The organism is Pseudomonas sp. (genome assembly GCF_033723075.1).
GTDB lineage: Bacteria > Pseudomonadota > Gammaproteobacteria > Pseudomonadales > Pseudomonadaceae > Aquipseudomonas.
Genome location: NZ_JAWVXU010000005.1, coordinates 163,364 through 180,492 on the forward strand (window position 1 = coordinate 163,364; position 17,129 = coordinate 180,492).

At 63.2% G+C, this 17,129-nt stretch carries 20 protein-coding genes; 18 read left to right on the forward strand and 2 right to left on the reverse strand.

Annotated elements, in window-relative coordinates; translation table 11 throughout:
• Position 1: 1 nt before the first annotated feature.
• The 8 genes from R3355_RS08130 to R3355_RS08165 all read left to right on the forward strand — a co-directional run bounded on the left by R3355_RS08130 (position 2) and on the right by R3355_RS08165 (position 7,662).
• A complete protein-coding gene (locus R3355_RS08130) occupies positions 2-2,185 on the forward strand; it encodes a chemotaxis protein CheA (protein WP_318960785.1) in 2,184 nt (727 codons plus the stop codon).
• A 43-nt stretch (positions 2,186-2,228) separates the two neighbouring features.
• Complete coding sequence (locus tag R3355_RS08135) at positions 2,229-3,335, forward strand: chemotaxis response regulator protein-glutamate methylesterase (protein ID WP_318960786.1); 1,107 nt, start codon at positions 2,229-2,231, stop codon at positions 3,333-3,335.
• Entirely contained in the window at positions 3,335-4,075 is a 741-nt protein-coding gene (locus R3355_RS08140) for a flagellar motor protein (RefSeq protein WP_318947662.1), read from the forward strand. The genes R3355_RS08135 and R3355_RS08140 overlap by 1 nt, the downstream gene beginning before the upstream one ends.
• Before the next feature lie 2 nt (positions 4,076-4,077).
• Positions 4,078-4,950, forward strand: coding sequence for a flagellar motor protein MotD (motD, locus tag R3355_RS08145; protein ID WP_318960787.1), 873 nt, complete (start codon positions 4,078-4,080; stop codon positions 4,948-4,950).
• 51 nt (positions 4,951-5,001) lie between these two features.
• Positions 5,002-5,790, forward strand: coding sequence for a ParA family protein (locus tag R3355_RS08150; protein ID WP_318947660.1), 789 nt, complete (start codon positions 5,002-5,004; stop codon positions 5,788-5,790).
• A gap of 87 nt (positions 5,791-5,877) precedes the next feature.
• Positions 5,878-6,678, forward strand: coding sequence for a CheW domain-containing protein (locus R3355_RS08155; protein WP_318960788.1), 801 nt, complete (start codon positions 5,878-5,880; stop codon positions 6,676-6,678).
• A gap of 102 nt (positions 6,679-6,780) precedes the next feature.
• Positions 6,781-7,260 (forward strand): chemotaxis protein CheW, encoded by a 480-nt coding sequence (locus tag R3355_RS08160; protein ID WP_318947658.1) that lies wholly within the window; start codon positions 6,781-6,783, stop codon positions 7,258-7,260.
• A 3-nt stretch (positions 7,261-7,263) separates the two neighbouring features.
• Positions 7,264-7,662: a DUF2802 domain-containing protein gene (locus tag R3355_RS08165; protein WP_318960789.1), complete on the forward strand. Its 399-nt coding sequence runs from the start codon at positions 7,264-7,266 to the stop codon at positions 7,660-7,662.
• A 62-nt stretch (positions 7,663-7,724) separates the two neighbouring features.
• On the opposite strand, the gene R3355_RS08170 is transcribed toward R3355_RS08165, so the two are convergent.
• Both R3355_RS08170 and R3355_RS08175 read right to left on the reverse strand, forming a co-directional pair.
• Positions 7,725-8,060, reverse strand: coding sequence for an EscU/YscU/HrcU family type III secretion system export apparatus switch protein (locus tag R3355_RS08170; RefSeq protein ID WP_318947656.1), 336 nt, complete (start codon positions 8,058-8,060; stop codon positions 7,725-7,727).
• Positions 8,057-9,601 carry a flagellar hook-length control protein FliK gene (locus R3355_RS08175; RefSeq protein ID WP_318960790.1) on the reverse strand — a complete coding sequence of 515 codons (1,545 nt, stop codon included), beginning with the start codon at positions 9,599-9,601 and terminating at the stop codon, positions 8,057-8,059. Before R3355_RS08175 ends, R3355_RS08170 begins: the two co-directional genes overlap by 4 nt.
• 152 nt (positions 9,602-9,753) lie before the next feature.
• Between R3355_RS08175 and ccmA the strand changes: the two genes are divergently transcribed.
• From ccmA to R3355_RS08225, 10 genes are all read left to right on the forward strand, one after another.
• On the forward strand, positions 9,754-10,389 hold the full coding sequence (gene ccmA, locus R3355_RS08180) for a cytochrome c biogenesis heme-transporting ATPase CcmA (RefSeq protein ID WP_318947654.1): 636 nt from the start codon (positions 9,754-9,756) through the stop codon (positions 10,387-10,389).
• Complete coding sequence (gene ccmB / locus R3355_RS08185) at positions 10,386-11,057, forward strand: heme exporter protein CcmB (RefSeq protein ID WP_318947653.1); 672 nt, start codon at positions 10,386-10,388, stop codon at positions 11,055-11,057. The genes ccmA and ccmB overlap by 4 nt, the downstream gene beginning before the upstream one ends.
• Positions 11,058-11,118: 61 nt before the next feature.
• Positions 11,119-11,877 (forward strand): heme ABC transporter permease, encoded by a 759-nt coding sequence (locus tag R3355_RS08190; RefSeq protein WP_318947670.1) that lies wholly within the window; start codon positions 11,119-11,121, stop codon positions 11,875-11,877.
• Entirely contained in the window at positions 11,874-12,050 is a 177-nt protein-coding gene (gene ccmD, locus R3355_RS08195) for a heme exporter protein CcmD (protein WP_318947652.1), read from the forward strand. The genes R3355_RS08190 and ccmD overlap by 4 nt, the downstream gene beginning before the upstream one ends.
• Positions 12,047-12,514, forward strand: coding sequence for a cytochrome c maturation protein CcmE (gene ccmE / locus R3355_RS08200; protein WP_318947651.1), 468 nt, complete (start codon positions 12,047-12,049; stop codon positions 12,512-12,514). Before ccmD ends, ccmE begins: the two co-directional genes overlap by 4 nt.
• Positions 12,511-14,484, forward strand: coding sequence for a heme lyase CcmF/NrfE family subunit (locus R3355_RS08205; RefSeq protein ID WP_318960791.1), 1,974 nt, complete (start codon positions 12,511-12,513; stop codon positions 14,482-14,484). The genes ccmE and R3355_RS08205 overlap by 4 nt, the downstream gene beginning before the upstream one ends.
• Complete coding sequence (locus tag R3355_RS08210; protein WP_318960792.1) at positions 14,481-15,017, forward strand: DsbE family thiol:disulfide interchange protein; 537 nt, start codon at positions 14,481-14,483, stop codon at positions 15,015-15,017. Before R3355_RS08205 ends, R3355_RS08210 begins: the two co-directional genes overlap by 4 nt.
• Positions 15,014-15,514, forward strand: coding sequence for a cytochrome c-type biogenesis protein (locus R3355_RS08215; RefSeq protein WP_318960793.1), 501 nt, complete (start codon positions 15,014-15,016; stop codon positions 15,512-15,514). The genes R3355_RS08210 and R3355_RS08215 overlap by 4 nt, the downstream gene beginning before the upstream one ends.
• Positions 15,511-16,716, forward strand: coding sequence for a c-type cytochrome biogenesis protein CcmI (gene ccmI / locus R3355_RS08220; RefSeq protein ID WP_318960794.1), 1,206 nt, complete (start codon positions 15,511-15,513; stop codon positions 16,714-16,716). The genes R3355_RS08215 and ccmI overlap by 4 nt, the downstream gene beginning before the upstream one ends.
• Positions 16,713-17,036 carry a hypothetical protein gene (locus R3355_RS08225; protein ID WP_318960795.1) on the forward strand — a complete coding sequence of 108 codons (324 nt, stop codon included), beginning with the start codon at positions 16,713-16,715 and terminating at the stop codon, positions 17,034-17,036. Before ccmI ends, R3355_RS08225 begins: the two co-directional genes overlap by 4 nt.
• Positions 17,037-17,129: the final 93 nt, after the last annotated feature.

The following is a 17,129-nucleotide window of genomic DNA, read 5'->3' on the forward strand; positions in this document are numbered from 1 at the left end:
TATGAGCTTCGGCGCCGATGAAGAAATCCTCCAGGACTTCCTGGTGGAGGCCGGCGAGATTCTTGAACTACTGTCCGAGCAGTTGGTGGAGCTTGAAAGCCGCCCGGACGACATGAATCTGCTCAACGCTATTTTTCGCGGTTTCCATACCGTCAAAGGTGGTGCCGGTTTTCTCCAGCTCAATGAACTGGTGGAATGCTGCCATATCGCAGAAAACGTCTTCGACATCCTGCGCAAGGGTGAGCGGCGCGTCGACTCCGAATTGATGGATGTAGTGCTGGAAGCGCTCGATGCGGTCAATGGCATGTTCACCGAAGTGCGTGAGCGCGTTGCACCGACGCCGGCCACCCGGGAATTGCTGGCCGCCCTGGCGCGTTTGGCCGAGCCGGCTGCTGCCGTTGCGCTCGAACAGCCCGTTGCCGAAGTTGTTGCCGAGGCGCCAGCGGCGGCCGCTGGCGATATCACCGACAGCGAATTCGAGCAGTTGCTCGATGCGCTGACCGAGTCGCCTGGTCAGGTGGCGAGCACCAGCGTTGGCAGTGACGAAATCAGCGATGACGAGTTCGAATCGCTGCTCGATGAGCTGCATGGCAAAGGGCAGTTCGCCCCGCCGCCAGTGGTCGCCAATGTCGCACTACAGCCAGCCGCGGACGCCGCCAGCAACGAAATCAGCGACGATGAATTCGAGGCCCTGCTCGACCAGTTGCATGGCAAGGGCCAGTTCGCCGCACCCGCCGCGGCTGTGGCGCCGCCGGTCGCAGCGCCCGTTGCGCCAGCGGCTGGTGATGAAATCAGCGACGACGAGTTCGAGGCGCTGCTCGATCAGCTGCATGGCAAGGGCAAGTTTGTCGAGCCGGCCGCGATCGCCAAGGCGCCCACCGCCGCAGTAGCGCCCGCCGCTCCGGTCAAGCCCGTAGCTCCCGCTCAGCCCCTGGCCAAACCCGAGGCCAAGGTTGCTCCACTGAAAGCGCCGACGCCGACTGCCGCAGTCGCCGACAAGGCGCAAGCGCCCAGCGAGGCGGAAACCACGGTACGGGTGGATACCGCGCGCCTGGACGAGATCATGAACATGGTCGGCGAACTGGTGCTGGTGCGTAACCGTCTGGTGCGTCTGGGCTCCAACAGTGGCGATGAGGCGATGGCCAAAGCCGTCTCCAACCTCGACGTGGTCACCGCGGATCTGCAGACAGCGGTGATGAAGACGCGCATGCAGCCGATCAAGAAGGTCTTCGGCCGCTTCCCGCGCCTGGTCCGCGATCTGGCGCGCAGTCTGAAGAAAGAGATCAATCTGGAACTGGTCGGCGAAGAGACCGATCTGGACAAGAACCTGGTCGAAGCGCTGGCCGATCCGCTGGTGCACTTGGTGCGCAACGCCGTCGACCACGGCATCGAAACCCCGGAAGAGCGCGAGGCCGCGGGCAAGTCGCGCGGCGGCAAGGTGGTGCTCTCGGCCGAGCAGGAAGGCGATCACATCCTCCTGTCGATTTCCGATGATGGCAAGGGCATGGACGCCGACGTGCTGCGTGCCAAGGCCGTAGAGAAGGGCCTGCTGGACAAGGACGCGGCCGACCGGCTCAACGAGTTCGAATGCTACAACCTGATCTTCGCGCCGGGCTTCTCGACCAAGACCGAGATTTCCGATGTGTCCGGCCGCGGGGTCGGCATGGACGTGGTGAAAACCAAGATTTCCCAGCTCAACGGCACGGTCAACGTGTTTTCGGTCAAGGGCCAGGGCTCGAAGATCATCATCAAGGTGCCGCTGACCCTGGCGATCATGCCGACGCTGATGGTGATGCTGGGCAACCAGGCCTTCGCTTTCCCGCTGGTCAACGTCAACGAGATTTTCCATCTCGATCTGTCGCGTACCAACGTGGTCGATGGCCAGGAGGTAGTGATCGTGCGCGACAAGGCACTACCGCTGTTTTACCTCAAGCGCTGGCTGGTACGCAGCGCCGCCCATGAGGAACAGCGTGAGGGCCATGTGGTGATTCTCACCGTCGGCAGTCAGCGCATTGGTTTCGTCGTCGATCAACTGGTTGGCCAGGAGGAGGTGGTGATCAAGCCGTTGGGCAAAATGCTCCAGGGCACTCCGGGTATGTCTGGCGCCACCATCACTGGCGATGGGCGTATCGCCTTGATTCTCGACGTGCCGAGCATGCTCAAGCGCTACGCGCGGCGCATCTGATTGTTCGCGGCGCCGCCTGGGGTGGCGCCGTTTAGGAGTGTTTATGGTGGTCAAGGTGTTGGTGGTAGACGATTCCGGTTTTTTTCGCCGGCGCGTTTCGGAAATTCTCTCGAGCGACCCGAATATCCAGGTAGTGGGTACGGCGACCAATGGTCGCGAAGCCATCGATCAGGCGCTGGCGCTCAAGCCAGATGTGATCACCATGGACTACGAGATGCCGATGATGGACGGCATCACCGCCGTACGAAACATCATGCAGCGCTGCCCGACCCCGGTATTGATGTTCTCTTCGCTGACTCACGAAGGCGCCCGCGTCACCCTGGACGCCCTGGAGGCTGGCGCGGCAGATTTTCTGCCGAAGAACTTCGAGGACATCTCGCGCAACCCGGAGAAGGTCAAGCAGCTGCTCTGCGAAAGGATTCACACGGTTGCGCGCAGTAACCGCCGCAGTTTGAATCCGACGCCAGCGCCAGCGCCAGCGCCGGTTGCCGGCACGCCGGGAAAGCCGGCAGCGCCCAGTAGCCTCGGTCGTCCGAGCGTCAGTGCACCTGCACCGGTTACTGCGCGCGCGAGTGTGCCCAAGCGCAAGTCCTACAAGCTGGTGGCCATTGGAACCTCGACCGGTGGGCCTGTGGCCCTGCAGCGCGTGTTGACCCAGTTGCCGGCCAACTTTCCTGCGCCACTGGTACTGATTCAGCACATGCCTGCGGCTTTTACCAAGGCATTTGCCGAGCGCCTGGACAAGCTGTGCCGGATCAACGTCAAGGAAGCCGAGGATGGCGATCTGTTGCGTCCGGGGTTGGCGCTGCTGGCGCCGGGCGGCAAGCAGATGATGATCGATGGTCGCGGTGCGGTGAGGATTCTGCCGGGCGACGAGCGCCTGAACTACAAACCCTGTGTCGACATTACCTTCGGCTCGGCGGCCAAGTCATTTCACGACAAGGTGCTGGCGGTGGTATTGACCGGTATGGGCGCCGATGGTCGCGAAGGCGCACGCCTGCTCAAGCAGGGTGGCAGTCAGGTGTGGGCGCAGGATGAGGCCAGTTGCGTGATCTATGGCATGCCGATGGCAGTGGTCAAAGCCAATCTGGTGGACGCCATCTACAGCCTCGACGACATCGGTCGGCACCTGGCAGAGGCCTGCGTGTAATGGATGTGCTGAGCCTGATAGGGGTCATCCTGGCGTTCGTCGCCATTCTGGGTGGCAACTATCTGGAGGGCGGTCATGTGGCGGCGCTGCTCAATGGCCCGGCGGCACTGATCGTGATTGGCGGCACCCTGGGCGCGGCGTTCCTGCAGGCACCGGTCAGCGTGTTCAAGCGGGCCCTGGTGATCCTGCGCTGGATATTTTTTCCGCCACACATCGACCTGGTTGGCGGCATCGAGCGTGTCGTCGGCTGGAGCATGACCGCGCGCAAGGAGGGCCTGCTCGGCCTTGAGACGGTGGCCGATGCCGAGACCGATCCCTATGCGCGCAAGGGTCTGCAACTGCTGGTCGATGGCGCCGAGCCCGAGGCCGTGCGCAGCATTCTCGAGGTCGATCTGTACACCCAGGAGGGCCGCGATATCCAGGCCGCCAAGGTCTACGAAAGCATGGGCGGCTACGCGCCGACCATCGGCATCATCGGTGCGGTGATGGGCCTGATCCATGTGATGGGCAACCTGGCCGATCCGAGCAAGCTCGGCAGCGGCATTGCCGTAGCCTTTGTCGCCACCATCTACGGGGTCGGTTTTGCCAACCTGCTGCTGCTGCCCATTGGCAACAAGCTCAAGGCCGTCGCCCAGCGGCAGTCGCGCTATCGCGAGATGTTGCTGGAAGGCATTTTGTCGATCGCCGAAGGTGAAAACCCGCGCTCCATCGAGTTGAAGCTGCAAGGCTTCATGGAGTAACCATGGCTCGTCGCAGGCATCAGGAAGAGCACGAAAACCATGAGCGCTGGCTGGTCTCCTACGCGGACTTCATTACCCTGTTGTTCGCCTTTTTCGTGGTGATGTATTCGATGTCCTCGGTCAATGAGGGCAAGTACAAGATTCTCTCGGACAGTCTGACCGGGGTGTTCAACCAGCCCGATCGGGCGATCAAGCCTATCCCTGTGGGCGATGAGCGGCCGCGAACCACCGAACCGGATCGTGCGCTGGTCGATGAGGAAGTGCCGCTCGGTCAGGCGGCAGACTCTCTGCAGAGCATCGTCGAGAGCATGCGTCAGGCGTTTGCCGGGTTGATCGACTCCAAGCAACTGAAAGTGAGCGGCAACGAGTTGTGGGTCGAGATCGAGCTCAGTTCCAGCCTGTTGTTCCCCAGTGGCGATGCCTTGCCGAACAATGCGGCATTCGATCTTATCGAGAAAATTGCCAAAATTCTGGCGCCTTATGAAAATCCGGTGCATGTCGAAGGCTTTACCGACAATCTGCCGATTAAAACCGCGCAGTACCCGACCAACTGGGAGTTGTCTGCAGCCCGGGCGGCCAGCATCGTGCGCATGCTCGCCATGGATGGGGTCAACCCCGGGCGCTTGGCGTCAGTGGGCTATGGTGAGTTCCAGCCCGTGGCGGACAACGCGACGGCCGATGGTCGGGCACGCAACCGGCGGGTGGTGTTGGTGGTGTCACGCAATCTCGATGTGCGCCGCAGTGTGAGTGGTGTGGGCAGTTCCAATGCTCGCCCCGATAGCGCCTTGCAGCGGGCTGGCACGCAACCTGCACCACCGCCTGCAGTGCAGGCCCCGTCAGCGGGTGCCGTCAATCCTCCGTCGTTTGCCCCCTAGGGCGACGCCCGTTCTCGGTAGGGTCTGGATCATGCCGGAAGGACAAACAAGATGAGAGTCTGGGCAGTAGCCAATCAAAAGGGTGGTGTTGGCAAGACCACCACCGCCATCGCCTTGGCCGGCCTGCTGGCCGATGCCGGCAAGCGCGTGGTGGTGGTCGATCTCGACCCCCACGGCTCGATGACCAGTTATTTCGGCCACGATCCGGATGCATTGGAGCACAGCTGCTTCGACCTGTTCCTGCATCAGGGCGTGGTGCCCCAAGGACTGCCTGAGCAATTGCTGCTGCCCACCAGTCACGAGCGCATAGCCCTGTTGCCGTCGAGTACCGCATTGGCCACGCTCGAGCGCCAATCCCCCGGGCAGAGCGGTCTGGGCCTGGTCATTGCCAAGAGTCTGGCGCAGCTTTGGCAGGGCTACGACCATGCGGTGATCGACAGTCCGCCGCTGCTGGGCGTGCTGATGGTCAATGCGCTGGCGGCCAGTCAGCAGCTGGTGATTCCGGTGCAGACCGAGTTTCTCGCGGTCAAGGGCCTGGAGCGCATGGTCAGTACCCTGGCGATGATCAACCGGTCGCGCAAACAGGCCTTGCCCTACAGCATAGTGCCGACTTTGTTCGACCGGCGTACCCAGGCCTCGCTGAGCACCTTGCGCATGCTGCGCAACAGCTATCCCGAACACCTGTGGCCAGCCTATATTCCGATCGACACGCGCTTGCGTGATGCCAGCCGCGCAGGGCGCACGCCTTCGCAGTTCGACCCCAACAGCCGCGGCGTACTGGCTTATCGGGCGCTGCTCAAGCACCTGCTGGCGCAGCAGTTGGCCGCGCAGGTGGCTTGAGATGAGGGTCTATGTTGAGCCGAAGCGCTCAAGTATGCCGCCACTGCGGCCGATAAGTTGTACAGGCTATTTTTGCGGATTCCATCTATGAGTCGTCCCGTCGCCACCGCCACGCGTCCCCAGTTAGCCTTGCAGTCTTATCTGGACAGCTTGCTGCAGGAGGCTGCAGTCGAATTGGTCGAGAGCAGCCTGGACGAGTTCGAGGCCGCGGTGCTGGAGGAGCAGGTGCGCGATGCCGGCCTGCTCTCGGCTGCGCCGGTGCAGGCGCTGGTTGAAGCCGCGCCTGTTGTGGTTCCGGTGATCGAGCCGGCACCAGCTGTCGCCACTCAGCCGGTGTCGATCGAGTCGGTGATCGACGTCCATCTGCCCGCCACGTCGTCGAACCTGGTGTCCGGTTTGCAGCCGGGCGAGCGGCCGGAGTGGGCGCAAGAGCCGTTCGAATGCCTGTTGTTCGACGTCGCCGGCCTGACCCTGGCGGTGCCGCTGGTGTGCCTGGGCTCGATATTTCCGCTGGAGGGGCAGGAGCTGACGCCATTATTTGGCCAGCCGGACTGGTTTCTCGGCATACTGCCGTGTCAGGCCGGCAACCTGAAAGTCCTGGATACCGCGCGCTGGGTCATGCCTGACCGTTATCGCGATGATTTTCGCCAGGGTCTGCAGTATGTGATTTCAGTGCAAGGCTATGAATGGGGCCTGGCCGTGCATCAGGTCAGCCGTTCGATTCGCTTGGACCCGAGCGAGATCAAGTGGCGCACCCAGCGTACGCTACGACCCTGGCTGGCGGGTACGGTGATCGAGCACATGTGCGCCTTGCTGGATGTGGCGGCCCTGGCTGAATTGATCGCCAGCGGCGCGGCCAAACGCATGGTCAATGGCCAGGTTCACTGATTGAGAGATAACGGGCTCGCCCTGGCGGCGGGCCTGACGGATGATGACCAGCGGTTTGAACCGCGCACGCCGCACAGTGCGGCTTACGACGAGGCTAGGGATATGAAGAAGAATTCTGCACAGGGCGCCGAAGATCCCATCCTGCAATGGGTAACCTTCCGCCTGGACAACGAAACCTACGGCATCAATGTGATGCAGGTTCAGGAAGTGCTGCGCCACACCGAGATTGCTCCGGTGCCGGGTGCGCCGAGCTACGTGCTGGGCATCATCAATCTGCGCGGCAATGTGGTGACGGTGATCGACACCCGTCAACGCTTCGGTCTGGACTCGGCGGCGGTGACCGACAATACCCGTATCGTGATCATCGAGGCGGACAAGCAAGTGGTCGGCATCATGGTCGATAGCGTGGCCGAGGTGGTCTATCTGCGTCAGTCCGAGGTGGAAACCGCGCCGAATGTCGGCAACGACGAGTCGGCCAAGTTCATCCAGGGCGTGTGCAACAAGAACGGCGAGCTGCTGATTCTGGTCGAGCTGGACAAGATGATGAGCGAAGAAGAGTGGTCCGAGCTGGAGAGTATCTAAACCATGCTCGAGATCGCGCTGATCCTGCTCGGGCTGGTGTGCCTGGGGTTGGTCGGCACCTGCATCTGGCTGATCATGCAGCAGCGCCACCTGGCGTTGCTGCAGGCCGAGCGGGATGCGGCGCGTGATCTGCGGATCAGGGAACTGGGTAAGCGCCTGGATATCTATCTGGCCGGTAGCGTGCGCATGGGGGAAGAGCTGCACGAGCTACGGCAGATAGTTGCGCCGCTGCCGGACAAGCTCAGCCAGATCGAGCAGCGCGACCCCAGCAGTCTGTCGTTCACCCAGGCCGCGCGTCTGGTCGGCCTGGGCGCCAGTGTCGATGACCTGACCCAGTCCTGCGGGCTGAGCAAGGCCGAGGCGGAGCTGATCAGCAAGCTCAATCAGCCGAAAAACCGTTAGTCGCCAGTCCATCCAAACGCTTTCGTCGCCCCGGATTGCATCCGGTCTCCAGGCGTTGCCTGCTAGCGGGGCGGGCCGTCGAGTAGCGCTAGCGGCGGGGTGATGTCGTTGTCGCGCTTATCACTCTGGAAACCCGGCGGGCACTTACCCTTCAAATGCCAGGCAAAGGCGATGATCTCGGCAATGCAGCGATACAGTTGCTCGGGGATCGCCTCGCCCAGCTCCAGGCGTGCCAGCAGGCGCACCAGATCGGCATTCTCGTAGATCGGTACTTCATATTCGCGGGCGATTGCCAGGATCGCTTCGGCCAACTCGTCATCGCCCTTGGCGCTGAGGCTGGGCGCATTCTGCCCGTCATAAGTCAGGGCGATGGCTTGGCGCGGGGCTGGTTTTTTCATGCGGTTTCATCCACCCAGCGTTGTTCCAGACTGGTCCTTGGTCCCTGGGGGGGCGTGCCTTGGTTGCACGCCAGTTCGCCGACGGTCAGGCCGGCGGCGGTCAGGCGTTCACGCAGGGTGTTCAGCTCGGCGTCGATCAGACTGGCGGTACGCGGGCGCTCGGCCCATAGCTGACTGGACAGGCTGCCGCGGGCCAGCTGTGCCTGGACTTGCAGCGGCCCCAGTGGTTCCAGGTCGAAGGCCAGTTCGACCTTCCACAGCGCTTCCTTGGGTTCATTACCCGGCGATTTCTGCGGTTCTTCGTGCTGGATTTTCATCTGCAGGGGCACGAGGTCCCGTTGATCGCGCATGGGCAGTTCCAGTTGCCAGGTGGTCAGCAGGTTGCCGTCCGGGCCGATCTGGCTCTGCGCCAGGCTGGACAGCTGGTGGGTTTGCAGGCGCGAGACGGCGGCGGCGGCCAGCTTCAACAGGGTTTGCAGATCGGCGTCACCTTCCATTGCCTGCAGCAGGCGCGATGGCAGGGGGAAGCGCAAGGCCTGTTGGCGCGCGCTGGCTTGGCCGAGGGAGCCGAGGATGTCGCGGGCGAATGCCGGCAGCGCCTGGGCCATGGCGGCGCTGGCATTGGCCGTGGCCAGGGGGGCGCCGCTCGCCAAGGTCGGCAGCAGCTGGCTGATCAGGCGCAGCAGGTTGGCTTTCATGTCTGCCGGCAGGGCATGGCTCTGACCACCGAGCAGTTTGCTTTCGAGGAACAAGCCGCTGTTTTCCAGGGCCTGGCTCAGCCCCTTGCCGGTGCTGAGTTGGGCGGCATCGGGCAGGGCGTTGAACAGTTTGTCGATGCTGGTACGCAGACCTTCCGGCAGTGCCTCCTTGCCCCCTGCGCCTTGCAGGGCTTTGAACAAGCCTTCCAGCGAGCCCTGGCGGTTTTGCTGGCTGGCCAGTTGCTGGCTCAATTCGAGCTGATCGAGACGCCCGCTGAGGGGCAGGAAATTCAGGGTCTGGCTGCCCTGCACCTGAGCACTGAGCAGGCTGCCGAGGGGCAGGGGCAGGGGCGTTTCCAGCGACAGCTTGCTGCCCGCCAGTGGGGTATTGAGCAGGCTCACTACCACCTTGTAGAGCACCTGCTGTGATTTCGCCTGGGCCAGTTGCTCGCGCGTCACCACCTTGCCTTGCAGCAGTGTGCCGATTGGCAGTTGCTCGAGATCCAGACTGGTCAGGGCTTTCTCTCCACCGGCCAGCAGAGCCACGGCCAGGCGGCTTTCCGACAGTGCCGTGACCATCAGGGCGCTGCCCTGGGCAAGGGGCCGCGGGCTGCTGGCCTGCAGGGTTGTCTGGCGACCATTGTCCAGCGTCAGCTTGAGCAGCAGCTGGAAGCTCTGTGCCGTTTCCTTGAGGGTGACCACCTCGGCCTTGGCACTCTCGCCGCTGGCCAGCAGGCCCTGCAGTGGCTGCAGCAGCTTTAGTGCCAGGTCGCTTGCCGGCGCACTGGCACGACTGCTCGGTGGCGTTGGCGCGATTGGGCGGGAACTGCTGATTTCGCTCATTGGCGGGTTACACCCTGTCGAAAATGCCCACTGCGGGGGGCAGGGCATGGCATGTATAATCGCGCCCCGTCTGGGTCGGCTGCGCAGTTAACTTGCGTCAGTATAGCGGCCGGGACACTGCCGACTTGAACCGCTTTTTAGGTGCATATGCCGTGACCAGCCCTCTTCTTGAAGCCGTGGCGCTCTCCTGTGAGCGGGATTGGCGCATGCTGTTCGAGCGGCTCGAGCTGCGCTTGGCGGCCGGTGAGATGTTGCAGGTTTCCGGCCCTAACGGCAGCGGCAAGACCAGCCTGCTGCGTTTGCTCGCCGGGCTGATGCAGCCAACGGCCGGCGAAATCCGCCTGAATGGCCAGCCGCTGGGCTCGCAGCGCAGCGAGTTGGCGCGCAATCTGTTGTGGATTGGCCATGCCGCCGGGATCAAGGGCCTGCTCACCGCCGAAGAAAATCTGGCCTGGTTATGCGCGCTGCATCGTCCGGCCGAACGCGCGGCGATCTGGCAGGCGCTGGAGGCCGTCGGCTTGCGCGGTTTCGAGGATGTGCCCTGTCATACCCTGTCTGCCGGTCAGCAGCGTCGTGTCGCGCTGGCCCGCTTGTATCTGGACGGGCCGCCGTTGTGGATCCTCGATGAACCCTTCACCGCCCTCGACAAGCTCGCCGTGGCGCAACTGGAAAACCATCTGGCCTGGCACTGCGAAATGGGCGGCCTGGTGCTGCTGACCACCCACCACACGCTGACGGTCAAGCCCGCCGGTTACCGCGAGCTAGACCTGGGGCAGCGCAGCCTATGAGTAATGTGTTCGGTTTGCTGGTCGCGCGCGAAGCGCGCCTGTTGTTTCGCCGGCCTGCCGAGCTGGCCAATCCGCTGGTGTTCTTCGCCATCGTGATCGCCCTGTTTCCGCTGGCCGTCGGTCCGGAGACCCAGCTGTTGCAAACCCTGTCGCCGGGGCTGGTGTGGGTCGCGGCATTATTGGCCGTGCTGCTCTCGCTGGATGGCCTGTTTCGCAGCGATTTCGAAGATGGCTCGCTGGAGCAGTGGGTCCTTTCGCCGCACCCCCTGCCTCTTCTGGTATTGGCCAAAGTACTGGCAAACTGGCTGTTTTCCGGTCTGGCTCTGGTGCTGCTGGCACCCTTGCTGGCCTTGATGCTCGGCTTGCCCGGCCGCTGCCTGCCGGTGCTGCTGCTCTCGCTGCTGCTCGGCACGCCGGTGCTGAGCCTGCTCGGTGCGGTTGGTGCGGCGTTGACGGTGGGCCTCAAGCGTGGCGGCCTGTTGCTGGCGCTGCTGATTCTGCCGCTGTATATCCCGGTGCTGATTCTTGGTAGCGGGGCGCTGCAAGCCAGCCTGCAAGGATTGCCGGCGGTTGGTCACCTGTTGTGGCTGGCCAGCCTCACCGCGTTGGCGGTGACCCTGACACCTTTTGCCATTGCCGCCGGTCTGACCATTAGCGTCGGCGAGTGATCTACAACCGTGCTACCGAGGACGGCCTGTACGGCCATTACCTCGGAGAATGATGAGTAATCTGATGAACTGGACGTGGTTTCACAAGCTGGGCTCGCCCAAGTGGTTTTATGAAATCAGCGGGCGCTGGCTGCCCTGGTTGAGTGTGGTCGCCGCATTATTGCTGACGGTGGGGCTGGTCTGGAGTCTGGCCTTTGCGCCGCCGGACTACCAGCAGGGCAACAGCTTCCGCATCATCTATATCCATGTGCCGGCAGCGTTTCTGGCCCAGTCGGTGTACGTCATGCTGGCGGTGGCCGGTGTGGTCGGTCTGGTGTGGAAAATGAAACTCGCCGATGTCGCGGTACAGCAGGCCGCGCCCATTGGTGCCTGGATGACCGTGATCGCGCTGGTGACCGGCGCCATCTGGGGCAAGCCGACCTGGGGCACCTACTGGGTCTGGGATGCGCGCCTGACTTCGATGCTGATCCTGCTGTTCCTGTATTTCGGCGTGATCGCCCTCGGTCAGGCCATCAGTAATCGTGACAGTGCGGCCAAGGCTTGCGCGGTGCTGGCCATCGTCGGGGTGATCAATATTCCGATCATCAAGTATTCGGTGGAGTGGTGGAATACCCTGCACCAACCCGCCACCTTCAGCGTGATCGAGAAACCGGCCATGCCGCTGGAAATGTGGCTGCCACTGCTGATCATGGTGCTCGGTTTCTACTGTTTCTTCGGCGCCGTACTGTTGCTGCGCATGCGCCTCGAGGTGCTCAAGCGCGAGGCGCGCAGCAGTTGGGCCAAGGCCGAGGTCAAAGCTCAAGTGGAGAAAAGCCTATGAGCTTCACCTCGTTTGCCGAGTTTCTCGCCATGGGCACCCATGGTGCTTATGTCTGGTCGTCCTTTGGCATCAGCCTGGCCGTGCTGGCGCTGAATGTCGTGCTGCCGCTGTTGGCACGCCGCCGTTACCTGCAAGACGAGGCGCGTCGTTTGCGCCGGGAGGAGTCGCAATGAACCCTGTTCGCAAGAAGCGCCTGTTGATAATCCTGGCGATCCTCGCCGGCGTGGGTATCGCCGTGACCTTGGCGCTGAGTGCGCTGCAACAGAATATCAATCTGTTTTACACCCCGACCCAGATCGCCAACGGCGAGGCGCCGCAAGACACCCGCATTCGTGCCGGCGGGTTGGTGGAAGAAGGCTCGGTCAAGCGCTCCAGCGACACTCTGGATACCGACTTCGTAGTGACCGACGGGGCAGAAAGCGTGACCATTCGCTACAGCGGTATCCTGCCGGACCTGTTCCGCGAAGGCCAGGGCATCGTGGCCATGGGCAAGGTCAATGCCGATGGTGTGTTGATCGCCGACCAGGTGCTGGCCAAGCACGATGAAAACTACATGCCGCCGGAAGTCATGCAGGCATTGGAGCAAAGCGCAATGAAGCAAAAGCATGACGCGGCCACACAAGGGGGTGCGCAATGATTCCCGAACTCGGTCACCTGGCGATGATCCTGGCGCTGTGCCTGACCCTGGTGCAGGCCAGCTTGCCGATGATCGGCGCCTGGCGCGGCGATCGGCAGTGGATGAGCCTGGCCGTTCCTGCGGCCTGGGGCCAGTTCGCCTTCCTGGCGTTCGCCTTTATCTGCCTGACCTACGCCTTCATGGTCGACGATTTTTCCGTCGCTTATGTGGCCCACAATTCCAACAGCGCGCTGCCCTGGTACTACAAGTTCAGTGCGGTGTGGGGCGCCCATGAGGGCTCGCTGCTGCTCTGGGCGTTGATCCTGGCCGGCTGGACCTTCGCCGTGTCGATCTTTTCCCGCCAGTTGCCCGAGGAGATGCTCGCCCGCGTGCTCGGGGTGATGGGCATGATCAGTATCGGCTTCCTGCTGTTCCTGATTGTCACCTCCAATCCGTTCGAGCGCTTGCTGCCGAACACGCCGCTGGATGGCCGCGACCTCAATCCGCTGTTGCAGGATTTCGGCCTGATCATTCATCCGCCGATGCTCTACATGGGTTACGTCGGCTTCTCGGTGGCCTTCGCCTTCGCCATCGCCGCCTTGCTCGGCGGCAAACTGGATGCGGCCTGGGCGCGCTGGTCGCGACCCTGGACCATAGTCGCCTGGGCCTTCCTCGGTATCGGCATCGCCCTTGGCTCCTGGTGGGCCTATTACGAGCTCGGCTGGGGCGGCTGGTGGTTCTGGGATCCGGTGGAGAACGCCTCCTTCATGCCCTGGTTGGTCGGCACCGCGCTGATCCACTCCTTGGCGGTGACCGAGAAACGTGGCGTGTTCAAGAGCTGGACCGTGCTGCTGGCGATTGCCGCCTTCTCCCTGAGTCTGCTCGGCACCTTCCTGGTCCGTTCCGGGGTGCTGACCTCGGTGCATGCGTTTGCCACCGACCCTGCGCGCGGTGTATTCATCCTGGCCTTCCTGCTGATCGTGGTCGGCGGTTCGCTGACCCTGTTTGCCATCCGCGCGCCGGTGGTCAAGAGTCAGGTTGGTTTCGCCCTGTGGTCGCGCGAGACCCTGCTGTTCGTGAATAACCTGATCCTGGTGGTGGCGGCGGCGATGATTCTGCTCGGCACCCTCTATCCGCTGGTGCTGGATGCGATGACCGGGGCCAAGCTGTCGGTCGGCCCTCCGTACTTCAACGCGCTGTTCGTGCCGCTGATGGGCCTGCTGATGGCGATGATCGCGATCGGCGTGCTGGTGCGCTGGAAGGACACTCCGTTGCGCTGGTTGCTGGGCATGCTCGCCCCGGTGCTGATCGGCAGCGTGGCATTTGCCGCGCTGGCGAGCGTACTGCACGGCGACTTCAGCTGGGCAGTGCTGGGCGTTTGTCTGCTGGCCAGTTGGGTGGTGTTGGCCGGGGTGCGCGACATTCATGCCAAGACCCGCCACAAAGGCCTGCTCAAGGGTTTGCCAAGCCTGACCCGCAGCTACTGGGGCATGCAGACGGCGCACCTCGGTCTGGCCGTGTGCGCCCTCGGGGTCATCCTCACCAGCATGGGCAGTTTCGAGCGCGATATGCGTATGGCGCCGGGCGACTCGGTGGAGATGGGCGGTTACCAGTTCATCTTCGACGGCGCCGAGCACTTCGAGGGGCCGAATTTCAGCTCGGACAAAGGTACCGTGCGGATCCTCGAAGACGGCCAGCAGATTGCCGTACTGCACCCGGAGAAGCGCCTGTATACCGTGCAGCAGTCGGTGATGACCGAGGCCGGAATCGACGCCGGCCTTACCCGTGATCTGTTCGTGGCGCTGGGCGAGCCGCTGGACGACGGCGCCTGGGCCGTGCGCGTGCACATCAAGCCGTTCGTGCGCTGGATCTGGTTCGGTGCCTTGCTGATGGGCCTGGGTGGCTTCCTCTCGGCGTCCGACAAGCGCTACCGGATGAAGGTCACCACCCGCGTTCGTGAAGCCCTGGGTATGGCGGGGGCGCAGGCATGAAGCGGCTGATCCTGTTGGTGCCGTTGGCGATCTTTCTCGGTGTGGCGCTGTTTCTCTACCGCGGCCTGTTCCTCGATCCCTCCGAGTTGCCTTCGGCGTTGATCGGCAAGCCATTCCCGGCGTTTTCTCTGCCGGCGGTAGAGGGCGACAAAACCATCAGCCAGGCCGACCTCAAGGGCCAGCCGGCGCTGGTCAATGTCTGGGCCACCTGGTGCGTGGCCTGCCGAGTCGAGCATCCGGTGTTGAACAAACTGGCGCAGCTGGGTGTGACCATCCATGGGGTCAACTACAAGGATGAAAACGCCGCGGCGCAGAAGTGGCTGGTCGAGTTTCACGACCCCTACCGGCTCAATATCAACGATGCACGCGGCTCGCTGGGCCTGGATCTGGGGGTGTACGGCGCGCCTGAGACCTTCATGGTCGACAAGGACGGCATCATCCGCCACAAGTTCGTCGGCGTGATCGACGAGCGGGTCTGGCGCGAACAATTGGCACCGCTCTATCAAGAGCTGGTCGACGAGGTCAGCCCATGAAGCATTTGCTCAGTGCCGTGGTGCTCGGTCTGGCCCTGCTCGGCACCGCCCAGGCGGCCATCGATACCTACGAATTCGCCGACGAGGCGCAGCGCCAGCGTTATCGCAGCCTGGTCGAGGAACTGCGTTGCCCCAAGTGCCAGAACCAGAATATCGCCGATTCCGATGCGCCGATTGCCATGGACCTGCGTGCGCAAGTCTATCGCATGCTGGAAGAGGGCCAGAGCAACGAGCAGATCATCGATTTCCTGGTGTCGCGTTACGGCGATTTCGTCCTCTACAAGCCGCCGGTCACGGCGCGCACCCTGTTGCTCTGGTACGGCCCGGCCGGTCTGTTGGCCGCCGGCTTCGTATTGCTCGGTGTGGTGATATTGCGTCGTCGAGGCAAAAAGTCCACGGGCTCGAGCGGGCTTTCCACCGATGAACAGCAACGCCTGGCTGCTCTGCTCAGCCAACGGCCTACCAATCAAACGCCTCAGGATAAGAAAGACCGATGATCGAATTCTGGCTGTCCGCCGGCCTGCTGTTGCTGGCTGCCCTGGGTTTTCTGCTGATACCGGTTCTGCGAGGCCGCAAGGCCCAGGCCGAAGAAGACCGCACCGCATTGAATGTCACCCTTTATCAGGAGCGCCTGCAGGAGCTGGAGAATCAGCGTCAGGCCGGTACGCTCAGCGAGGAACAATGGCAAAACGGTCGCGATGAAGCGGCCCGTGAACTGTTGGCCGACACTGACGGTGCCGAGAGCAAGGCCAGAGTCGGTGTGCTCGGCAGCAAGGTGCCGCTGACCGCCGCCTTGCTGATGCCGCTGCTGGGCTATGGCTTGTACCTGTACTGGGGCGCGATCGACGACGTCGAGCAGGCGCGGACCTTCGCCGAGCAGCCGCAGACCATCGAAGCGATGACCGCGCGCCTGGAGGCATCGGTGAAGGCTGATCCGAAGTCCGCCGAAGGCTGGTACTTCCTCGGCCGTACCTACATGGCCCAGGAGCGTGCCGCTGACGCTGCCACAGCCTTCGAGCGTGCGGTGGACACCGGCGGACGCGAGCCGGAGTTGCTCGGCCAGTGGGCCCAGGCCCTGTATTTCGCCGGCGACAAACAATGGACCGAGCAGCTGCAGACGCTGACCGATGAAGCGCTGAAGGCCGACCCGGCGGAAGTCACCAGCCTCGGCCTGCTCGGCATCGCCGCCTATGAAGAAGGGCGCTTCGAGGAGGCCATTGGTTTCTGGGAGCGTCTGGTTGCCGTACTGCCCGAGCAGGATCCCTCGCGCCAGGCCATCCAGGGCGGCATCGCCCGTGCCCATGAACGCCTGGCTACACCGACGGATGCGCCGCCGACTGTCGCCGCGACCGGGCAACTGACGGTCAAGGTCGACCTGGCGGCCGCATTGAAAGACAAGGTAGAGCCGGGCGACAGCGTGTTCGTCTTCGCCCGTGCCGCGTCCGGTCCGCCGATGCCGCTGGCGGTCAAGCGTCTGACCGTGGCCGATCTGCCAGCCGAGGTCAGTCTGTCGGACAGCGACGCGATGATGCCGCAACTGAAAATTTCCGGGTTCGCACAGGTGCAGCTGGTGGCGCGTATTTCGCGCAGCGGCAATGCCACCGTCGGCGAATGGATCGGTCGTAGCCAGCCGTTGGCCAGCAGCACCACCGAGGCGCAGCACCTGACCATCGACACGGCGGATGGCCAGGCGCAATGAACAGATGGCTGGCGATTGTCCTGGCCATCGGCTTGTCGAGCCTGGCCGGCTGCGCGGTGCAGGGCACGGCACCGATCGGCCAAGTGCCGGTGGTGAGCAAGTCCCACCCGCGCTATGCGCCGCCGCCAGGGGTGCAAAGCCACTGGGATGGGAGTTTGGGTGTCTATGTGGTGGGTGGCGCGCGTGACCTGTATTACCGCGAGCGCACCTACTACCGCTGGAGCAGCGGCTGGAGCTGGGCGACCAATCCGCAAGGGCCGTGGCAGCCGACCGACAGCAGCGGCGTGCCGCCGGGCCTGTACCGCCGGTACGCGCAGTAACGCTGACGCTGTGTCAGGCTGAATTTGCAGTGTCGTAGGGATCGCCGTCCCGCGTAGCCCGGATTGCATCCGGGCTACGGTCATATGCCGCAA